The 19,320-nt window shown below is 66.8% G+C and carries 13 protein-coding genes; 7 read left to right on the forward strand and 6 right to left on the reverse strand.

Annotated elements, in window-relative coordinates:
- Positions 1-13 precede the first annotated feature (13 nt).
- Positions 14-2,122, reverse strand: a complete 2,109-nt coding sequence (locus OVA06_RS10305) for a DNA gyrase/topoisomerase IV subunit B (RefSeq protein WP_056084746.1) — start codon at positions 2,120-2,122, stop codon at positions 14-16.
- Between the two features lie 257 nt (positions 2,123-2,379).
- On the opposite strand from OVA06_RS10305, the gene OVA06_RS10310 reads away from it, so the two are divergent.
- A complete protein-coding gene (locus OVA06_RS10310; protein ID WP_015936820.1) occupies positions 2,380-2,601 on the forward strand; it encodes a DUF7455 domain-containing protein in 222 nt (73 codons plus the stop codon).
- Between the two features lie 273 nt (positions 2,602-2,874).
- On the opposite strand, the gene OVA06_RS10315 is transcribed toward OVA06_RS10310, so the two are convergent.
- The 4 genes from OVA06_RS10315 to OVA06_RS10330 all read right to left on the reverse strand — a co-directional run bounded on the left by OVA06_RS10315 (position 2,875) and on the right by OVA06_RS10330 (position 8,239).
- Positions 2,875-4,176, reverse strand: a complete 1,302-nt coding sequence (locus tag OVA06_RS10315; RefSeq protein WP_056084749.1) for an RNA polymerase sigma factor — start codon at positions 4,174-4,176, stop codon at positions 2,875-2,877.
- 281 nt (positions 4,177-4,457) lie between these two features.
- Complete coding sequence (locus OVA06_RS10320; protein WP_268158082.1) at positions 4,458-5,747, reverse strand: DUF4192 domain-containing protein; 1,290 nt, start codon at positions 5,745-5,747, stop codon at positions 4,458-4,460.
- 155 nt (positions 5,748-5,902) lie between these two features.
- Positions 5,903-7,249, reverse strand: a complete 1,347-nt coding sequence (locus OVA06_RS10325) for an MFS transporter (RefSeq protein WP_268158084.1) — start codon at positions 7,247-7,249, stop codon at positions 5,903-5,905.
- Between the two features lie 51 nt (positions 7,250-7,300).
- Positions 7,301-8,239, reverse strand: coding sequence for a proteasome assembly chaperone family protein (locus tag OVA06_RS10330; protein WP_056084759.1), 939 nt, complete (start codon positions 8,237-8,239; stop codon positions 7,301-7,303).
- A gap of 255 nt (positions 8,240-8,494) precedes the next feature.
- Between OVA06_RS10330 and OVA06_RS10335 the strand changes: the two genes are divergently transcribed.
- From OVA06_RS10335 to OVA06_RS10355, 5 genes are all read left to right on the forward strand, one after another.
- Positions 8,495-10,018: a leucyl aminopeptidase gene (locus tag OVA06_RS10335; RefSeq protein WP_268158088.1), complete on the forward strand. Its 1,524-nt coding sequence runs from the start codon at positions 8,495-8,497 to the stop codon at positions 10,016-10,018.
- Positions 10,019-10,271: 253 nt separating this feature from the next.
- Entirely contained in the window at positions 10,272-11,654 is a 1,383-nt protein-coding gene (gene lpdA, locus OVA06_RS10340) for a dihydrolipoyl dehydrogenase (protein ID WP_056084765.1), read from the forward strand.
- Between the two features lie 114 nt (positions 11,655-11,768).
- Positions 11,769-13,529: a 2-oxoglutarate dehydrogenase, E2 component, dihydrolipoamide succinyltransferase gene (sucB, locus tag OVA06_RS10345; RefSeq protein WP_268158091.1), complete on the forward strand. Its 1,761-nt coding sequence runs from the start codon at positions 11,769-11,771 to the stop codon at positions 13,527-13,529.
- 165 nt (positions 13,530-13,694) lie between these two features.
- On the forward strand, positions 13,695-14,045 hold the full coding sequence (locus OVA06_RS10350) for a hypothetical protein (RefSeq protein ID WP_015936812.1): 351 nt from the start codon (positions 13,695-13,697) through the stop codon (positions 14,043-14,045).
- 199 nt (positions 14,046-14,244) lie between these two features.
- On the forward strand, positions 14,245-14,673 hold the full coding sequence (locus OVA06_RS10355; RefSeq protein ID WP_015936811.1) for an OsmC family protein: 429 nt from the start codon (positions 14,245-14,247) through the stop codon (positions 14,671-14,673).
- A gap of 90 nt (positions 14,674-14,763) precedes the next feature.
- On the opposite strand, the gene OVA06_RS10360 is transcribed toward OVA06_RS10355, so the two are convergent.
- The gene (locus OVA06_RS10360; protein WP_268158096.1) at positions 14,764-18,324 is read right to left on the reverse strand and encodes a S41 family peptidase; all 3,561 of its coding nucleotides are present in this window, start codon (positions 18,322-18,324) and stop codon (positions 14,764-14,766) included.
- Positions 18,325-18,397: 73 nt separating this feature from the next.
- Here OVA06_RS10360 and OVA06_RS10365 point away from each other — a divergent pair, with 73 nt between their 5' ends.
- Positions 18,398-19,309 (forward strand): TIGR01777 family oxidoreductase, encoded by a 912-nt coding sequence (locus OVA06_RS10365; protein WP_268158098.1) that lies wholly within the window; start codon positions 18,398-18,400, stop codon positions 19,307-19,309.
- The last annotated feature ends 11 nt before the right edge of the window (positions 19,310-19,320 follow it).

Consider the following 19,320-nt stretch of genomic DNA (forward strand, 5'->3'; position numbering starts at 1 on the left):
CCACCACCCTGCGTCAGGCGTCGATGCGCTCCCGGTCCAGGCTTGCGGCGCCCGCGATGATGAAGTCCTTGCGCGGGGACACGTCAGAGCCCATCAGCAGGTCAAAGGTCTTCTCGGCCTCCTCCAGTTCCGCGATCCCCACTTTGCGCAGCATCCGGTGCCGGGGGTCCATGGTGGTCTCGGCCAACTGCTCGGCGTCCATTTCGCCCAGGCCCTTGTACCGCTGGATGGGCTCCTTGTACCGCTTGCCTTCCTTGGCCAGCCTGGCCAGCAGCACGTGCAGCTCGGCCTCGGAGTAGGTGTAGATCATCTCGTTGGCCTTCTGGCCGGCGTTGACCACCTCCACCCGGTGCAGCGGCGGGACGGCGGCGAACACCCTGCCCTTCTCGATCATCGGCCGCATGTAGCGGAAGAACAGCGTCAGCAGGAGCGTTCGGATATGCGCTCCGTCCACGTCGGCATCGGTCATCAGGATGACCTTGCCGTAACGGGCCGCACTGATGTCGAAGCTGCGTCCGGACCCTGCACCCACCACCTGGATGAGGGCCGCGCATTCGGCGTTGGAGAGCATGTCCCCCACAGAGGCCTTCTGCACGTTGAGGATTTTGCCGCGGATGGGCAGCAGCGCCTGGAAGTCGGAGGATCGTGCCAGCTTGGCAGTTCCCAGCGCCGAGTCGCCTTCCACGATGAAGAGTTCGGAACGTTCGACGTCGTCCGTGCGGCAGTCTGCCAGCTTGGTGGGCATCGAGGAGGTTTCCAGCGCGTTCTTCCGCCGCTGGGTCTCCTTGTGCACACGGGCCGAGATGCGCGATTTCATCTCGCTGACGATCTTCTCGAGCAGCAGCGCCGACTGCGCCTTGTCGTTGCGGTTGGAGGAGTTCAGCTTGGCAACGATCTCCCGTTCCACCACCTTGGCCACGATGGCACGGACGGCGGAGGTGCCGAGGATTTCCTTGGTCTGGCCTTCGAACTGCGGCTCGGCAAGGCGGACGGTCAGGACTGCCGTCAGGCCGGCAAAAATGTCGTCCTTTTCGATCTTGTCGTTGCCGGCCTTGAGCTTGCGGGCGTTGGTTTCCACGGCCTTGCGGAAGGTCTTCACGAGCGCCTGCTCGAAGCCTGACTGGTGCGTTCCACCCTTCGGCGTGGAGATGATGTTGACGAAGCTGCGGACGGTGCTGTCATAGCCGATGCCCCACCGCAGGGCCACGTCCACCTCACAGTCGCGTTCCACCTCTGCCAACTGGCTGTGGCCGCGCTCATCGAGGACCGGGACGGTTTCCTTGAACTTGCCCGAACCGTGCAGCCGCCAGACGTCGGTCACCGGCGGGTCTGCGGCCAGGAAGTCGACAAACTCGGAGATGCCGCCGTCGTGGTGGAACACCTCCTCGTGCGGACCGGCCTCGCCGGGGGTTCCGGGAACCCGGCGTTCATCGCGGACGGTCAGCTTCAGGCCCGGCACCAGGAAGGACGTCTGCCGTGCGCGGGCTGCCAGTTCGTCGTAGGAAAACTTGGCGTCCGGCGTGAAGATCTGGCGGTCCGCCCAGTAGCGGATGCGGGTGCCGGTGATTCCGCGCTTGGCCTTGCCGACGATGTCGAGCACCGAGTCGTCAACGAACGGGGTGAACGCAGCGGCAGGATCGATCTTGCTGCCAACATCCTTGAAACGGCCGGGTTCTCCCCTGCGGAAGGACATCCGGTAGGTCTTGCCGCCCCGGTCAACCTCTACGTCCAGCCGGGAGGACAGCGCGTTAACCACCGAGGCGCCCACACCATGGAGGCCGCCGGAAGCCGTGTAGGACCCGCCGCCGAACTTGCCGCCGGCGTGCAGCTTGGTAAAGACCACTTCGACGCCGGTAAGTCCCGTCTTGGGTTCCTTGTCGATGGGGATGCCGCGGCCGTCGTCGTGGATCTCCACGGAGTTGTCCGCATGCAGGATGATGCGGATGTCGTGGCCAAAGCCGGCCAGGGCCTCATCCACGGAGTTGTCGATGATTTCCCAAAGGCAGTGCATCAGGCCGCGCGAGTCCGTTGAGCCGATGTACATGCCCGGGCGCTTGCGGACGGCCTCCAGGCCTTCCAGGACAGACAGATGCCGGGCGGTGTACTCAGAGCTTGGTGCCACTGGTGATGAACTCCTTCAGGGACGGAACAGCAGGCGCATAAAGCGCTCCCTCTAGGGTAGTCGGCCCGGTACCGGAGCTGCGGTTGCCACTCCTTGCAGCCCGTGTGCACCGCGCCACTCAGCCGCCGCGTGCCCGGCGGGGGCCAATCTTGACCGAAACTTGCGGATACGCGGACAGCGAACTTGGTCCATCCTTGCGACGGTTTGGATACGAATACTGGTTATATAGACGTACAGATCTACTAAGGAGGCCGATTATGACAACAGCAGTGGCAGACCGCACACTCAACGCACTCGACCGGTGCGACCGTTGCGGAGCTCAAGCGTATGTCCGGGTTGTACTCGAGTCCTCCGGCGGTGAGCTGCTGTTCTGCGGCCACCATGCCCGTGCCGTCGAAGCGACGCTCAAGCCCCTGAGCTCGGATTGGCACGATGAGACGGCCAAGCTTCACCAGAAGGAAGCCGTGGAAATCGACTAGGGACAGCACAACGTCCAAAGGGTGGGATCCCTCCGAATGGAGGGGTCCCACCCTTTTGCTTTAACGGCGCGTTGCTGCGATGCGGGCTCGGCCGAACCGGGGCGGGTACCGCCGAACGGCCGAACCGGGGCGGGTACCGCCGAACGGGGCCGGTTCAGCCGAATGAGGCCGGAACCGCCAGCGGGCCGGCCCGGATCCATGATGGATGGATCCGGACCGGCCCGCTGACATGCCTTGCTGCCGGAGCCTTCAGGCCCGGCCGGCGCGTGATGCCTAGTCGAGGTAGTCGCGCAGCACCTGTGAGCGTGACGGGTGGCGCAGCTTGGACATGGTCTTCGATTCGATCTGGCGGATCCGCTCGCGCGTGACTCCGTAGACCTTGCCGATTTCGTCTAAAGTCTTCGGCTGTCCGTCGGTCAGGCCGAAGCGCATGGCCACCACGCCGGCTTCGCGCTCGGACAGGGTGTCCAGAACGGAGTGCAGCTGCTCCTGCAGCAGCGTGAAGCTCACGGCGTCGGCAGGAACCACGGCTTCGGAGTCCTCGATGAGGTCGCCGAACTCGGAGTCACCGTCCTCTCCCAGCGGGGTGTGGAGGGAGATGGGTTCACGGCCGTACTTCTGGACCTCGACAACCTTTTCAGGAGTCATGTCCAGTTCCAGTGCCAGTTCCTCGGGCGTGGGTTCGCGGCCCAGGTCCTGCAGCATCTGGCGCTGGACGCGGGCCAGCTTGTTGATGACTTCCACCATGTGCACCGGGATACGGATGGTACGGGCCTGGTCGGCCATGGCACGGGTGATGGCCTGGCGGATCCACCACGTGGCGTACGTGGAGAACTTGAAGCCCTTGGTGTAGTCGAACTTCTCCACGGCGCGGATCAGGCCCAGGTTGCCTTCCTGGATCAGGTCCAGGAAGAGCATGCCGCGGCCGGTGTAGCGCTTGGCCAGCGAGACCACCAGGCGGAGGTTGGCCTCCAGCAGGTGGTTCTTGGCGCGCTTGCCGTCGTGGATGATGAATTCGAGTTCGCGCTTGTACTTCGGCTCCATGGAACCGTCGTCAGCGGCGATCTTCTCTTCGGCGAACAGGCCGGCTTCGATCCGCAGCGCAAGGTCCACTTCCTGCTCAGCGTTGAGCAGTGCCACCTTGCCGATCTGCTTCAGGTAGTCCTTGACGGGGTCGGCCGTCGCGCCGGCCGACATGACCTGCTGCACGGGGGCGTCGTCGTCGTCGGCGTCAGAGTAGACAAAGCCCTTGCCGCTGCCTACGGCACCCTTGGCAGTGGTGGCTTCGCTTTCTTCAGCAGCCTCGGCGCCTTCCAGGAGGCTCTCGTCGAGTTCCTCCTCGGCGTCCTCAGCCTCGTCAGCGTCGTCGGCAGAGGCCTTGTTGGCGGCCTCGGCGGCTGCCTTTGCGCCGGGCTTGGGCCCGCGCTTCTTGGGCTCGGGCTTGCCGTCCGCACCGGAGGAAGCCTTGTTGGCTGCCCGCGTAGCGGCCCGCTTGGCGTTGGTCGCAGCCTGCTTCTCCTCGGCGGACACATTGTCCTGGGCGGCGGGGTCCTTCTTCGTGGAAGACGGGGTCACAGAAAACCTTTCTTGCGGTGGTCTGTGGAATCGCCATACGGGCAACACCACTATGACCCTGTCAAGTCCGTGATGTAAATCAAGCGCCACCACGGCCGGCAGAGTCTGTTAAGACAACTACCGGAGCGGCCATATTGTTCCCCGAAGGGCAATACTGCTGGTGCTCAATACACGGACCCAACCGGGTCTCGGCATCCATTGTCTCATGTTTCGCCGCACCGGGCCTCCCCCGGCTCCCACGGGCCGCTTCCGTACGTGCCGTCCCTATCCACGGTCAACCCTCATGCAGCGGCTCCGGGACCGAACTTTTGCCACGCGGATTCCTTCCTGGCCGCCCATCCGCAAATGGATCCTCGTCCCACCAGCTCCAGGATCAGTTCCGCAAGCCGGTACCCGGGTTCGGCGCTCAGTGCGTCACTCAGGTGCCGGGCGGCATAGGAGCCGCGGCCACGGCACCATGAGATCCAGCCGCGGCCGGTCAGCGCCGCTGCGGCCGCCTGGCCGCCCAACGCGGCCAACTCCGCCAGGATGCAGTCCAACCCGTCCATGCCTGCCCAGTCCGGGACGGCCGGAGCCATGCCCATCAGGACCGCCCCGTAGTTGGGCACTTCCCCGTCGACGGCCACCGGTTCCGTACTGTGCGCCGAGTAAAGCCGTTCAAGCCCCCAGCGCTCCCCTGCGGTGCTGCCTGGCCCACCCGCCCCGCCGTGCGCACCGGCGCCATTGCCCGGCACCAACAGCGGGCTGATCGCCTCCAGCTGAAGGGCATCGTCGAAGAGGTAAAAGCCTTCAACGCCGGTCTCGGCCGCTTTCCTCCCTGCTGCGCTCATCACCAGCACAGCGTCCCGCCAATGCGGGACCAAAAGGGAGGCGCACAGGAAGCCGTCGCGGTCCACATCCGGTACCCAGGGCAGCCCGGCAGGCCGGGCGAGCAGGTCCCCCCACACATCCAGGACCAGCCGGAACTGTGCCAGGCTGCGGCTCCGCGGCGACAGCCCGCGTTCCCACTCTTCCTCAGCCTCCATGGCGGCGGCCCGGTGCATGGCGGGAAGCGGCCGGGCAGCGGTGTCCTGCCGTTCCGGAGCCGGCCCCACGCTGCTTCCGCGGTACACCATTTCGGCGTTGAGTGCGCTGTCGCGGATTTCCTGGACGGGGCGTCCGGGGCATGGGCAGCACTCGGCATCAAGGCAGAAAGCGCCACGCCAGTAGTCCCCGCCGACGTACCAGGCGTCCCGGACCGGCATGCCGGCCTGATCCAGCACGGGCGCCAGGCCGGCCAGCAGCCCTCCATAAGTGCCTGCGGCCAGGTGCGTGTCGCTGGTGAAGACGGCCAGCAGCGTACCGTCGGCACTCGTGTCAGCATCAAGGTAGCCGCGTACCGCCTGCAGATAGTGCTCCGGCGCGGCGGCCCCGCCAGGTGCCGGCAGGTCGAGCCGAAGCGTGGCACCAAGCTGCCTGCCGTGCATGGTCCTGGCCACGAGGCTGTCGGAAGGCCAATAGCCCAGCGAATGGGGAATGAAACCGAGGATGTCCGCGGGTCCGGTGACGGTGAGTCTTTCGGGAGCTGTCATGGCTCCACGATCCGCCGGGCAGCCATCACTGGGAAGGCGTGGCCCTGCCTAAGTGGACAAGTCCAGCCAGGCGCCGTCCGCAGGCGGCCCCGTCCACCAACAACACCCAAAAAACCGCCGCCCAGTGACGGCCGATACCGGTTGTGGAGGACTGGTCAGTCGCCGGAGGGAGTGTTCTGGCTGCGCCGCGCCAGGTTCTCGCGGCGCTGCCTGGCGAGGGCAGTCCGCAACGGCGGAACCACCACGCCCTGCTCGGCCATCCGGCGCCGGACCTTACGCCGGCAGCCAATCACTGCGGCGGCGCCGAACCCGAGGAGGAGGAACTGGAGGCTGAGGGCGATGCGGAAGGGATCGAGCCCATAGAGGACTCCGTTGGAGAATCCACTGGCGTACAGGAGGTCCAGCACGAGGCCGATCAGGAAGATGGCCGTCAGCGCAGCGATAAAGCCGCCAACGTTGACGATCCCGGTGGCGGTGCCGATGCGGTGCGCGGGGTTGAAGGTCCGGGCAAAGTCGAAGCCGATCATGGACCCGGGACCGCCGATGGCCAGGGCCACCACCAGGATGGCCAGCAGCCAAAGCGGGGCGCGGCCCGGGATGAGCAGGACCGCTGCCCACGCGGCCGCCGTCACCGCCGCAATGAGCAGGACCATCGTGGAGCGCCGCAGCGGGTGCCGGGAGACGAAGCGGCCAATGAACGGACCCACCGCCATCGCCGCAGCCACGTAGAGCGCCATGAGGGCTGCAACTGTGCCGGCATCCAGGCCCTGTCCGGAAATCAGGAACGGGTAGCCCCACGTCATGGCGAACACGGTTCCGCTGAACTGGATGGTGAAGTGGCTCCACATTCCCAGCCGGGTGCCGGGCTGGCGCCATGCGCGGGCCAGGGACACGCCCGTTGCCTTCAGCCCCTGCTGCGATGTGGGCCGTTCGACGCCGGGCGGAACGTCCTTCAGGAGGACCACCACCAGCACCGCGGCGACAGCGGACATGCCGGCGAGCATCAGGAACGCGGGCGTCCAGCCGGACGAGTGCAGGACGAAGGCGAAGGGGATGACGCTGATGAGCTGGCCCAGCTGGCCGGACATGCCGGTCAGCTGGGTGACGAGCGGAACCCTGGCCGGCGCGAACCACAGAGGGATCAGCCGGATCACGGAAATAAAGGTCATCGCATCACCGGCGCCCACCAGGACGCGGCCCATGACACCGCCGGGAATGCTGTCGGCAAAGGCGAGCTGAAACTGGCCCAGGCCCATCAGGACCGCGCCACCGGCGATCATGGCCCGTGACCCGAACCGGTCCACCAGGAGCCCCACGGGGATCTGCAGGGCGGCATAAACCAGCAGCTGCAGGACGGTGAAGAACGAGATTGCCGACGCGCTGGCATGGAACCGCTCGGTGGCCTCAAGTCCCACCACGCCGAAGGACGTGCGCTGGGACACGGCCACCAGGTACCCGAAAACACCGACGGTCCAAATCAGCCAGGCGCGGGGTGCAGTCACGTCTTCATTATGCCCGCATGCCACAGGCCCCACCGCAACACGCGCCGCCGGCTACTGCCCGGGGTTCTCCCGGGCGAGGTACGCCTCGACGGCGGCACCCAGCACATCGGCGTCGGGAAGCTCGTCGTTCTCGTCGGCGAGCAGTGAGCGGCGGACGATGCCGTCAGACTTTTCGTCGTAACGGGTTTCCAGCCGTGAAACCACCTGCTGGACCTCGTCCGAGGCCTCGATCTGCTCGGCAATCTGGCGGCTGACGTCGCGGCCCGATTCGCGCAGCCGGTCCGTCGGCAGCATGAGGGATGTGGCCGCCCCCAGGTACTCCAGGCCGGCAACCGCGGCGGTGGGGTATTCGGCTTCAGCCAGGTAGTGCGGCACGTGGATGACGTAGCCGGCAACGTTGCGGTTCGCCTCGACGAGGCGCAGTTCCAGGATGTGGCCGACGGCGGCGGGCACCTCCACCGTTGGCTTCCACACGGAGATACCCTCGATGAGCTCGGGCCGGTTTCCGTGCACTGTTACACCCACCGGGCGGGTGTGCGGCACTGGCATGGGAATCGAATGGATCCACGTGACCAGGTTGACGTCCAGCTTCTCGACGATGCCCACCACGGCACGGGCGAAGCGCTCCCACTGGAGGTCGGGCTCGAACCCGGCCAGCAGCAGGAAAGGCTTCCCCAGCCCGTCAACCAGCCGGTAGAGCGCCAGCCGCGGCTCCTGGTAATCCTGGATATGGTCTTCGACAAAGCTCACGTGGGGCCTGCGGGACCGGTAGTCGATCAGCTGGTCGGCGTCGAAGACGGCGACGGGCTGGGCATCAAGGGAGTCCAGCAGTTCGGCATTGATCTGCTTCACCACATGGCCGGCGTCCGCGAAGCCGGTAAACCCCATCACCAGGTTCAGGCCGCGAAGCTCCGGGCTGTGGAACAGCTCGATGTTGCTCGCATAGAGAGCGTCGGGGTCCAGCAGGGAGCCGGAGATCCTTTCAAGCACGCCATGGTCCTTTCACGGGTTGGGGTGGTCAATAGTCCTAACGCATCCGGCGGACCGGACATTCCGCGGGACCGTGTGGTGCACATCTCAGGAAATTCTCCCGCCGTGCCACCAAAGGGCTACGATCGGAACTGGCCTGCCAGCCGGGCCTGCTTTCGCCCGGGCCGCGTCCGGAACGGCCGCCTCCGGGCCACCATGGCGGGAGCCAAACATGCATCCCCGCCCGATCTTTTCGAGAATTGAGGACTCATCCCTGTGGTCAAGAATACTGAAATCAACCTTAGTACCGTCTCCCGGGACCTGAAGAAGAGCCCCAGCGACGCCGTGGTCATCGGGGTGGGGCAGGGAACTGACGGGCCGGTCCTGCTGGACAACCCGTTGACGGCGAAATCGGCCGAGGCCCTCGCCGATTCACTCAAGGCGCTGGGCATCACCGGCGCGGCAGACCAGGTGGTCCGGATGCCCGGCCTGCCGGAAACCGGTGCCGGCATCCTGGTACTGGCGGGCGTGGGCAAGGTGCAGGCAGGCAAGCCACTCGCCGCAGAATCGCTTCGCCGTGCCGCCGGTTCCGCGGTCCGCCAACTCGCCGGGCTGGCAACGGTGGCGCTGGCGTTCCCGACGACGTCAGTCGCCGACGTCGAGGCCGTCGCCGAGGGTGCGGCGCTGGGTGCCTACTCCTTCACCGAGTTCCGGTCCTCCAGGGACGGGCTCAAGGATCCGGTCCGCAACGCACTGATTTTCACCGACGTGGTGGAGCAGAAGGAACTCGGCACTGCCCTGAAGCGCGCGGGCCTGGTAGCCAAGGCTGTCAACGCCACGCGTTCCCTGGTCAACACCCCGCCCAGCCACCTGTACCCGGAATCGTTCGCCGAGGCAGCCAAGGACCTGGCCAAGGGCCTGCCCGTCAAGGTGACGGTCTGGGACGAGAAGCGCCTGGAAAAAGAGGGCTTCGGCGGCATCATGGGCGTCGGCAAGGGCTCCACGCGCCAGCCGCGCCTGGTCAAGGTGGAGTACTCCCCCGCCAAGGCTGCGTCCAGCATCGCGCTCGTGGGCAAGGGCATCACGTTCGACACCGGCGGCATCTCGATCAAGCCGGCCCTCGGCATGGGCGACATGAAGAGCGACATGGCCGGTGCCGCCGTCGTCCTTAACACTGTCCTGGCCCTCGCCGGACTGGGCCTGCCGGTCAAGGCCACCGCGTGGCTCTGCATTGCCGAGAACATGCCGTCCGGTGCTGCGTCCCGTCCCGCCGATGTCCTCACGATGTTCGGCGGCAAGACCGTGGAAGTGCTTAACACGGACGCCGAAGGACGCCTGGTCATGGCCGACGGAATCGTCGCAGCCAGCCGCGAATACCCGGACGCCATTATTGACGTCGCAACCCTCACGGGTGCGCAGCTCATCGCCCTGGGCAACCGGACCGCGGGCGTCATGGGCTCGGACAGCGTCACCGGCGCCCTCAAGTCGGCTGCGGACCGCGCCGGAGAACTGGTGTGGCCCATGCCTCTGCCCGAGGAACTGCGCCCCACCCTGGATTCCCAGGTGGCGGACCTGGCCAACATCGGCGAACGGCACGGCGGCATGATGACCGCGGCCGTGTTCCTGCGCGAATTCGTGGGCCAGGACAAGCAAGGCGAACAGATCCCCTGGGCGCACATCGACATCGCCGGCCCGTCCTTCAACAACGGCAGCCCGTACGGCTACACACACAAGCAAGGCACCGGCTGCACGGTCCGGACCCTGGTGGCCTACGTCGAGGACATCCTGGCCGCAGCCTGACGCCGCGACGCGGCAGGGGTCCACGCGGCCCTGCGGTACGGGTGATCCCTGTGCCACAGGGCCGCGTGACACTGGACACAAGCGCTCCACAAACGCTGCGCCAAGGTGGAGCATGGATAGGTGGTTCGCTAAGGTGAACCACGGTAGTCACAAATGCAAGAGAACTGACCTGCTGACATAATCACGGCAGTGCAATTCCAAGACCAGATGATGCGCGCAGAACGCGTCATCGTTCACGCGAGGGAGCGTTTAAGTGGCCGATCAGGCAACTGCGCAAGAATTCGACATCCTGGTACTCGGTGGCGGCAGCGGCGGATACGCCGCGGCGCTCCGGGCAGTACAGCTCGGCCTCACCGTCGGCCTCGTGGAGAAAGCCAAGCTGGGCGGCACCTGCCTCCACAACGGCTGCATCCCCACCAAGGCCCTGCTCCACTCTGCCGAACTGGCCGACCACGCCCGCGACTCCGCCAAGTACGGCGTGAACGTCACCCTTGACAGCATCGACATGACCGCCGTCAACGCGTACAAGGACGGCATCATCGCCGGCAAGTACAAGGGCCTCCAGGGCCTCATCAAGTCCAAGGGCATCACCGTCATCGAGGGTGAAGGAAAGCTCCAGGGCACCGACACCGTCGTGGTCAACGGCACCGCCTACAAGGGCAAGAACATCATCCTGGCCACGGGTTCCTACTCCCGCACCCTGCCCGGCCTGGAAATCGGCGGCAAGGTCATCACCTCCGACCAGGCCCTCACCATGGACACCATCCCCAAGAGCGCAATCATCCTGGGCGGCGGCGTCATCGGCGTCGAATTCGCCTCGGTCTGGAAGTCCTTCGGCGTGGACGTGACCATCGTGGAAGGCCTGCCCTCCCTGGTTCCCAACGAGGACGCCACCATCATCAAGAACTTTGAGCGCGCCTTCAAGAAGCGCGGCATCAAGTTCTCCACCGGCGTGTTCTTCCAGGGCGTCGAGCAGAACGCCGACGGCGTCAAGGTCACCCTGGTGGACGGCAAGACGTTCGAAGCAGACCTCCTCCTGGTCGCTGTGGGCCGTGGCCCCGTCACCGCCAACCTTGGCTACGAGGACGCAGGCATCACCATTGACCGCGGCTTCGTCATCACCAACGAGCGCCTGCACACCGGCGTCGGCAACATCTACGCCGTGGGCGACATCGTCCCCGGCGTCCAGCTGGCACACCGCGGCTACCAGCAGGGCATCTTCGTGGCCGAGGAAATCGCGGGCCTGAAGCCCGTGATCGTCGAGGACATCAACATCCCCAAGGTCACCTACTCTGAGCCCGAGATCGCCACCGTCGGCTACACCGAAAAGGCTGCCAAGGAAAAGTTCGGCGACGACCAGGTCCAGACCCAGGAATACAACCTGGCCGGCAACGGCAAGAGCTCCATCCTGGGCACCTCCGGCCTGGTGAAGCTCGTCCGCCAGAAGGACGGCCCCGTAGTGGGCGTCCACATGATCGGTGCCCGCATGGGCGAGCAGGTTGGCGAAGCCCAGCTGATCGTGAACTGGGAAGCGTACCCGGAAGATGTGGCCCAGCTGCTGCACGCACACCCCACGCAGAACGAATCCCTTGGCGAGGCCCACCTGGCTCTGGCCGGCAAGCCGCTTCACGGCTGATTCCCCACAGCATTACCGAGCCCGGTGCACCCGGTCCCGCAGACCGGGTGCACTAGGCTTCCAACAAGGCAGCAATCATTCGCACTAAAGATCAATAAGGAGAACGGGGACGACATGTCTGAATCCGTTAACTTGCCCGCCCTCGGTGAGAGTGTCACCGAAGGAACCGTCACCCGCTGGCTGAAGCAGGTAGGTGACCGGGTAGAGGTGGACGAGCCGCTGCTCGAGGTCTCCACCGACAAAGTCGACACCGAAATCCCCTCTCCTGTCGCTGGCGTGATTGAGGAAATCCTGGTCGCCGAGGACGAGACCGCAGAGGTCGGCGCACCGCTGGTCCGCATCGGTGACGGCTCCGGCGGCGGTTCCGCACCCGCCGAAGAAGCGCCCGCAGCTGCGCCGGCGGAAGAGGCGCCCGCGGCTGAACCCGCCCAGGAAGCTCCCGCCGCACCCGCAGAAGAAAAACCGTCCGCTCCAGCCGCCGAAGCACCTGCTGCCGGCGGTGGCGAAAGCCACGACGTCACCCTCCCTGCCCTGGGCGAGAGCGTCACCGAAGGCACGGTCACCCGCTGGCTGAAGGCCGTGGGCGACGCCGTTGAGGTCGACGAGCCGCTGCTCGAGGTTTCCACGGACAAGGTCGACACCGAAATCCCGTCCCCCGTTGCAGGCACCCTGCAGGAAATCCGCGTGAACGAGGACGAGACCGCAGAGGTCGGTTCCGTGCTCGCCGTCATCGGCTCGGGCGCTGCGGCAGCACCGGCGGCCGCCCCGGCCGCCCCCGCCCAGGAAGCACCCAAGCAGGAAGCACCCAAGCAGGAAGCCCCGAAGGCCGCTCCGGCGCAGGAAGCACCGGCAGCAGCGCCTGCACCCGCAGCCGCCCCCGCTCCGGCATCCGCACCTGCACCGCAGGCCGCCCCGGCAGCAGCCGAGGCACCGGCGGCAGGCGGCGAGTCCGGTTACGTCACTCCCCTGGTCCGCAAGCTGGCCAACCAGCACGGCGTGGACATCTCCTCGCTGTCCGGTACCGGCGTCGGCGGCCGCATCCGCAAGCAGGATGTCATTGCCGCCGCCGAGGCCAAGGCCGCACCAGCGGCAGCTCCCGCTGCAGCACCGGCCGCAGCCGCACCGGCAGCCGGCAGCGGCCAGGTTTCCTCGCTGCGAGGCACCACCCAGAAGGCTCCGCGCATCCGCCAGGTCATCGCCCGCCGCATGCGCGAATCCCTCGAGGTGTCCACGCAGCTGACACAGGTCCACGAAGTGGACATGACCAAGGTTGCCAAGCTCCGCCTCAAGGCCAAGAACTCGTTCCAGGCCCAGAACGGCACCAAGCTGACCTTCCTGCCGTTCATTGCCAAGGCCGTGGCCGAAGCCCTCAAGCAGCACCCCAAGCTCAACGCTGCGTACGACGAGGACAAGCAGGAAATCACCTACCACAACGCCGAACACCTGGCGATCGCCGTCGATACCGACAAGGGCCTCCTGGTTCCGGTCATCTCCGACGCCGGCAACCTGAACCTGGCTGGCCTCGCCGGTAAGATCGCCGATGTCGCTGGCCGTACCCGCGCCGGCAAGATCGGCCCGGACGAACTGTCCGGCGGTACGTTCAGCATCACCAACATCGGTTCGGTGGGCGCCCTGTTCGACACCCCGATCATCAACCAGCCGCAGGTTGGCATCCTGGGTACCGGTGCCATCGTCAAGCGACCCGTAGTGGTCGCTGACGAAAACGGTGACGACTCGATCGCCATCCGCTCCATGATGTACCTGTCGCTGACGTACGACCACCGCCTGGTGGACGGCGCTGACGCCGGCCGGTTCCTCCAGACCCTGAAGGCACGCCTCGAAGAGGGCGCCTTCGAAGCGGACCTGGGCCTCTAAGCCCAGGACGCAGTCCGCAGCGGCTGTCCGGCATCCGGTGGTGATCCACTGGGAGTCCGGCCGGCCGCTGCGGCATTTAAGCGCTACTGCGGCAGGCACGCGCTGCGGAAGGCACGCATCCGCCGGTTACTACAGAGCGTAGAAGAATCTGGATAGACTGATCCCATGAACATCGTTTATAACGTCATGGTCTTCCTGCACATCGTCGGCGCCGCCATGATCGTCGGCATCTGGATCGGGCAGATGAAGAAGCCCACCGTCCACCCGCGCCAGTTCGATGGTGCTGCCCTGCAGCTCCTCACCGGTGTGGCGATGATGGGCCTGATCCCCGCCCTGGACATGGACGCCAACTACGCCAAGCTGGGCATCAAGCTCGTCATTGCACTGGTGGTTGCCGTCCTGGCCTTCATTGGCAGCCGCAAATTCAAGAAGGGCGAACCGGTCTCCATCGGCCTGGCCCACAGCGTGGGCGGCCTGGCACTGCTGAACGTCGCCATCGCGACGCTCTGGCGGTAGCTGCCCCGCACCTCCACTTGCCACAGACGACGGCGGCGCTCCCCCTGCGCGGGAGCGCCGCCGTCGTGCGTTGTTCAGGCTGGTCACAATCCTCTCTCAGCGGACAACCCGTGCACCGGTGCTGCCAAATCCCTAGGATGGGGAACGGCGGGCTGCGGCGGATGCCGGCGCCCGGATCGAATCAATGTTGAGGAGTGACATGGCTACAACACGCAACGCGCACACGGTATGGACGGGCAGCCTGACTGAGGGCTCCGGCAACACCACCCTGGACAGCTCAGGCCTGGGCACGTTCGATGTCACCTGGAAGGCCCGCACCGAAGCGGCCGAGGGCAAGACCAGCCCCGAGGAACTCATCGCAGCGGCACACTCGGCATGTTTCTCGATGGCCTTCAGCCACGAACTCAGCCAGGCCGGTTTCACCCCGGAAGAAGTCAACACCAAGGCGGAGGTGGGCTTCCAGCCGGGCACCGGCATCACCGGCAGCCACCTGACCCTGAATGCCCGCATCCCCGGCATCTCCGAGGAAGACTTCCAGCGCATCGCCGAGGCAGCCAAGAAGGGCTGCCCGGTATCGCAGGCGCTGGCCGGCATCGAGATCAGCCTGGACGCCACGCTCGCTTCCTGACCCGAATAACGCCAAAAGCCCTGTTCCTGCCGGTTCGTCCGGCGGGAACAGGGCCTTTTGCGCTTCGGCTGCAGGCAGCAGCCCGTCAGGTTAGGCCTTGGCCTGGCTCCGCGCCGGGAGCGGCGCAGGACGCAGCCGGCGGTAGCCCTCACGGAGCGGCGGACGGTCCGTGGGCAGTTCCTGGACCATTTCCTTGAGCGCGCCAATGCCGTACTCCAGCTGCGGATCGCGGCCGGCGGCGTAGGCATGCGGCGGGAAGGTCACTTCGATGTCCGGGTCCACGCCATAATTCTCCACGCTCCAGCCGACGCCGCCGCCGAACCAGGTGGCGTAGCGCGGCTGGGTTACGCCGGTTCCGTCAGCCAGGGCGAAGCGGTTGTCGATGCCCACCACGCCGCCCCAGGTGCGCGTTCCGATGACCGGGCCAATTCCCCGCAGCTTGGATACCTGGGTGATGATGTCGCCGTCGGAGCCGGCGAATTCGTCCGCGAGGATGATCACCGGTCCCCTGGGTGCGTGGTGGGGGTAGGTGCGCGGCTTTTCCCCGCGCGGCATGCTCCACCCGGTCACCTTGCGGCCAATCAGTTCGGCCACCAGCTGCGACGTGTGTCCGCCGCGGTTGCGCCGCACATCCACGATCAGCCCGTCCAGCGCGGTCTCGGTGTCCAGGTCCCGGTGCAGCTGGGCCCAGCCGTTGGCCATCATGTCCGGGATATGCAGGTAGCCGAAGGCGCCGCCGGATGCTTCCCGGACGGTGCGGCGGTTCGAGGCAACCCATTCCTGGTACCGCAGCCGCTCCTCGTCCTTGACGGGAACGACGGCGACGCGGCGCTGGGTGCCGGCGGTATCGCCGTGCCCGGCACCGTTCAGCAGGGTCAGTTCGACGGCGCGGCCCGCAGCACCGACCAGCTGCATGGCCGGCGTGACGGATTCAGCCAGCGGCACGCCGTCGATGGCCAGCAGGATGTCGCCGGCTTTTGCGTCGACCCCGGGACGGTTCAGTGGTGAGGTGGCCAGCGGATCCGAAGACTCGCCGGCGAGGATCCGGGTGATTTCCCAGCCCGACGCGGTATGGGCCAGATCGGCTCCCAGCCGGCCCTGACCGCGGCTCCCGTTCTCCGTCACGGCCGCTGGGCGGACGTAGGCATGCGACGTGCCCAGCTCGCCGTGGAGCTCCCACAGCAGGTCAACGAGGTCGTCATGCGAGCCCAGCCGGTCCACCAGGGGACGGTACCGGTTGCGCATCGAGTCCCAGTCCTGGCCCGCCATGTCTTCGGCCCAGAAGAAGTCCCGCTGCAGGCGCCAGGCCTCGTCGAAAGCCTGCCCCCAGACGCTGACGGGGTCCATCATCACTCGGATGCGCCCCAGGTCCACCTTGACCAGCTTGCCGGATTCCTCATCCGCCTTGGCATCGGACGGAACCACAGTGACCTGTTTGTCGGCAATGACCACGGCCTTGGTCCGGTCGCCCGAGAGCCGGTAGCTGTCCAGGGACTCCACCAGGGTTTCCTGCTTGCGGCGGCCGAGGTCGTACCGCACCAGGCTGGGACGGGTGTCCTTGTCCTCCTGGCTTGCCTTGCCGTCGCCGGTGACGCCGGAGAGGGCAGCGTCAAGCCACAGAAGCGCGCCCTTGGTTGCCGAGAGACCGGTGTAGTTACCCTGCGGAACCGGAACACCGATGACCCGGTGGGCCAGGCCCTCGGAATCCACGCGGACCGCCGGCGGCCCGTCCTGTGCGTCCGCATCAGCGGCATCGGGCCAAGCGGCGTCTGCACCGGCTGCCCCGGGCGCCACGTCCGGTCCGAACGGCGATGGCGTACCGGCGGCGAGGGCCACGAGGTAAGGCTTGATGGGGCTGGGGAAGGACAGATCGAAGGAGTGGCCGTCGTAGACGGGGTCGAAGCTGCGGTTGGAGAGGAAGGCCAGGTACTTCCCGTCCGGGGTGAACGCCGGCGACCTGTCGCAGAACCGTCCGTCGGTAACCTCCACGGGATCGGAGCCCGGGGCAGCGATGCTGGCAGCCCGCAGCCGGCTGCGCGAGCCGAAGGAGGTGACAGGCTCGGACCAGACCAGCCAGGCGGAGTCGCCGGACCAGGCGAGGTCGGAGATGGTTCCCTCACCGATGCTGGCCACCCGGGTCAGTTCGCCCGAGGCGGCGTCGGCGAGGTACACGTCGCCGAACGACGTCCCCAGGGCCAGCCACCGTCCGTCGGGGCTCGCCTCAAGGGCACTTACGCGCGACGGCGTCGGAACGGCAATCTGCGTGGCAGCGGGAGCCGAGGCGGGTGCGGCAGGTTCGCCGGTCCCCTCCTCCGCGGCCACCTCCGGCTGCTGTTCGTCGCTGCCACCCGTGCGGGAGTTGGCCGGCACAACGGGCGAAGATTGCGCAGATCCCGCCAGCACCGCGGCGCCGGCCGCAGGCACGGGCTGGGGCAAAGCAACGGCATCCGCCCGCCCGGAGCCTGAACCGGTGTCTGCTTCCACGGGATTGGCTGCCTCCGGCGTGTCGCCGGCGGACGGCGTTGCCGGCTCGGCGCCTGCGGGCATGGCCGGGTGGTCGATGGCTGCCACGATGTCCCTGATGTGCAGGGCTTCGATGCCGCCGTGGTCCGCAATGTAGGCGATGCGGCCGTCGCCGAGCGGCCGGGGAAGGCGGCCGCGCACGCCCGGTGTGGCCTCGATAATGCGCGAAGGCCCGTCCTTGTGGCGGAGCCAGTGGATGGTGCCGTGCGCCTCCACCGCGCTGGCTGAACCGGTGGCATCGGGCACTGCGGTACCCAGGTGCTTTGAAGTCTTCAGGAGGGCGGGGCGGCGGGACTGCGAGGCGGACCCGAGGGTGATATCAAGGCGGACGGCCTCGGACCCAAGGTCCTTCAGTACCCACAGTTCACCGGCGGATTCGAAGATGACCCGGCTGCCGTCCGTGGCGGCGTGGCGGACGTAGAAGTCCTCGTGGTCGGTGTGCCGGCGCAGGTCCTTGCCGTTGGGAAGGACCGAATAGAGGTTGCCGTAGCCCTCGTGGTCGGAGAGGAAGGCCACCCGGCCGTCCACCCACAGGGGATCGGCAAAATTTCCTTCCAGGTCCGGCAGCAGCCGTTCGAATTCGCCGTTGCCGTCAGTATCGATCCACAGCTTCCCTGCCGTGCCGCCGCGGTACCTCTTCCACCAAGCGGGTTCGCGGGACAGCACGCTGGCCACCACGACGGGGCGCTCATCTCCCACTTCCGGGCCGAAGGCCACCGACTCCACGGGACCAAACGGCAGTTCCTCCGCCCAGCCGCCTTCGAGCGGCACGCTGTACGCATGTGTGTGGCGGCTTTCGGCCTGCCGGAACGCGCTGGTCACCACCACGGCGCCGCCGGCGGTGAAGCCCTTGACCCGGGTGGTGCTGTGGCCGAAGTAGGTCAGCTGCCGGTAACCGCCGCCGTCGACGTCCGCCGCGACCACTTCCGGCGCCGTTCCCTGGACCACCGTCCACACCAGCTTCTTGCCGTCCGGGGTGAAGCGCGGGTTTCGGGCGGGCAGCTGGAGCGAGGAGACACGCCACGCGCGGCCCCCGTCCAGTGGCGCAATCCAGACGTCATCCTCGGCCACGAAGGTGACCAGATCGCCGTGAAGATGCGGAAAACGGAAGTAGCTCGAAGAGGTCATCGTTCGATCATAGTCATCCCTTACCCGGCGCCGCGGGACGTGCCTTGGGGCCGGGTCCGTGGTGTGATGGAGCATGCGCATCCTTATGTCCGGGGCCTCGGGAATGATCGGCACGTCCATGTCCGCCACCTTCAGGGAGGCAGGGCATGACGTCGTGTCCCTGGTGCGCCGGGAACCGAAGACGGCCGCCGAAGTCCGCTGGGATCCGGCCGCCGGGGAACTGGATCCCCGGGCACTTGAGGGCGCGGATGCCGTCGTCAATCTTTCCGGTGCCGGAATCGGCGACCGCCCGTGGACGCGCAAGCGGGTTGAAGAGTTGTTCAGTTCGCGGCTCCGGTCTACGGAAACCCTGGTCCGGGCGATGCAGCAGGTGGACAGCCCGCCGCCCACCTTTATCAGCCAATCAGGCTCCGGGTATTACGGCGACGCGGGATACACCGTGCTTCGCGAAGATGCGTCCGCGGGGTCGGGCACCCTGTCCCGCATCTGTGTCGAATGGGAACAGGCCGCTGCCGCCGCCCCGCCAGGCGTGCGGACTGTCACGCCCCGCACCGGCGTTGTCCTCAGCCGCTCAGGCGGCGCCTTGGGCAGGCTGCTTCCCCTCTTGCGCCTCGGCATCGGCGGACCGTTCGGGGACGGCCGCCAGTACTGGCCCTGGATCTCCCTGCCGGATGTGTCAAAGGCTTTCCTGTTCCTGCTGGAATCCGACATCCGTGGCCCCGTTAACCTGTGCGCCCCCGAGCAGGCTGACGTCAACAGCATCGTGGCCGCACTGGCCCATGCGCTGCACCGGCCTGCTGTCCTGCGGGTCCCGGGCCCGGTGTTGCGCCTGCTGATGCGCGACCTGGCCGAAGAGCTGCTGCTGGCCAGTCAGAGGATGGAGCCTGCCGTGTTGTCGGCGGCCGGTTTCCGCTGGGAACATCCTGGTTTGACGGAGGCGGCCGCCTGGGTTGCCGGCAACGACAAGGCCGCGTACCCGGCCTGACGCTAACCTGG

This window comes from Pseudarthrobacter sp. SL88, from assembly GCF_026672455.1.
Taxonomy (GTDB): Bacteria; Actinomycetota; Actinomycetes; order Actinomycetales; family Micrococcaceae; genus Arthrobacter.

Coding starts and splice junctions, on each gene's coding strand:
- OVA06_RS10310 (WP_015936820.1), top strand. CDS start 2,380: ATGACAACAGCAGTGGCAGACCGCACACTCAACGCACTCGACCGGTGC.
- OVA06_RS10320 (WP_268158082.1), bottom strand. CDS start 5,747: ATGACAGCTCCCGAAAGACTCACCGTCACCGGACCCGCGGACATCCTC.
- sucB (WP_268158091.1), top strand. CDS start 11,769: ATGTCTGAATCCGTTAACTTGCCCGCCCTCGGTGAGAGTGTCACCGAA.
- OVA06_RS10350 (WP_015936812.1), top strand. CDS start 13,695: ATGAACATCGTTTATAACGTCATGGTCTTCCTGCACATCGTCGGCGCC.
- OVA06_RS10355 (WP_015936811.1), top strand. CDS start 14,245: ATGGCTACAACACGCAACGCGCACACGGTATGGACGGGCAGCCTGACT.
- OVA06_RS10360 (WP_268158096.1), bottom strand. CDS start 18,324: ATGACCTCTTCGAGCTACTTCCGTTTTCCGCATCTTCACGGCGATCTG.
- OVA06_RS10365 (WP_268158098.1), top strand. CDS start 18,398: ATGCGCATCCTTATGTCCGGGGCCTCGGGAATGATCGGCACGTCCATG.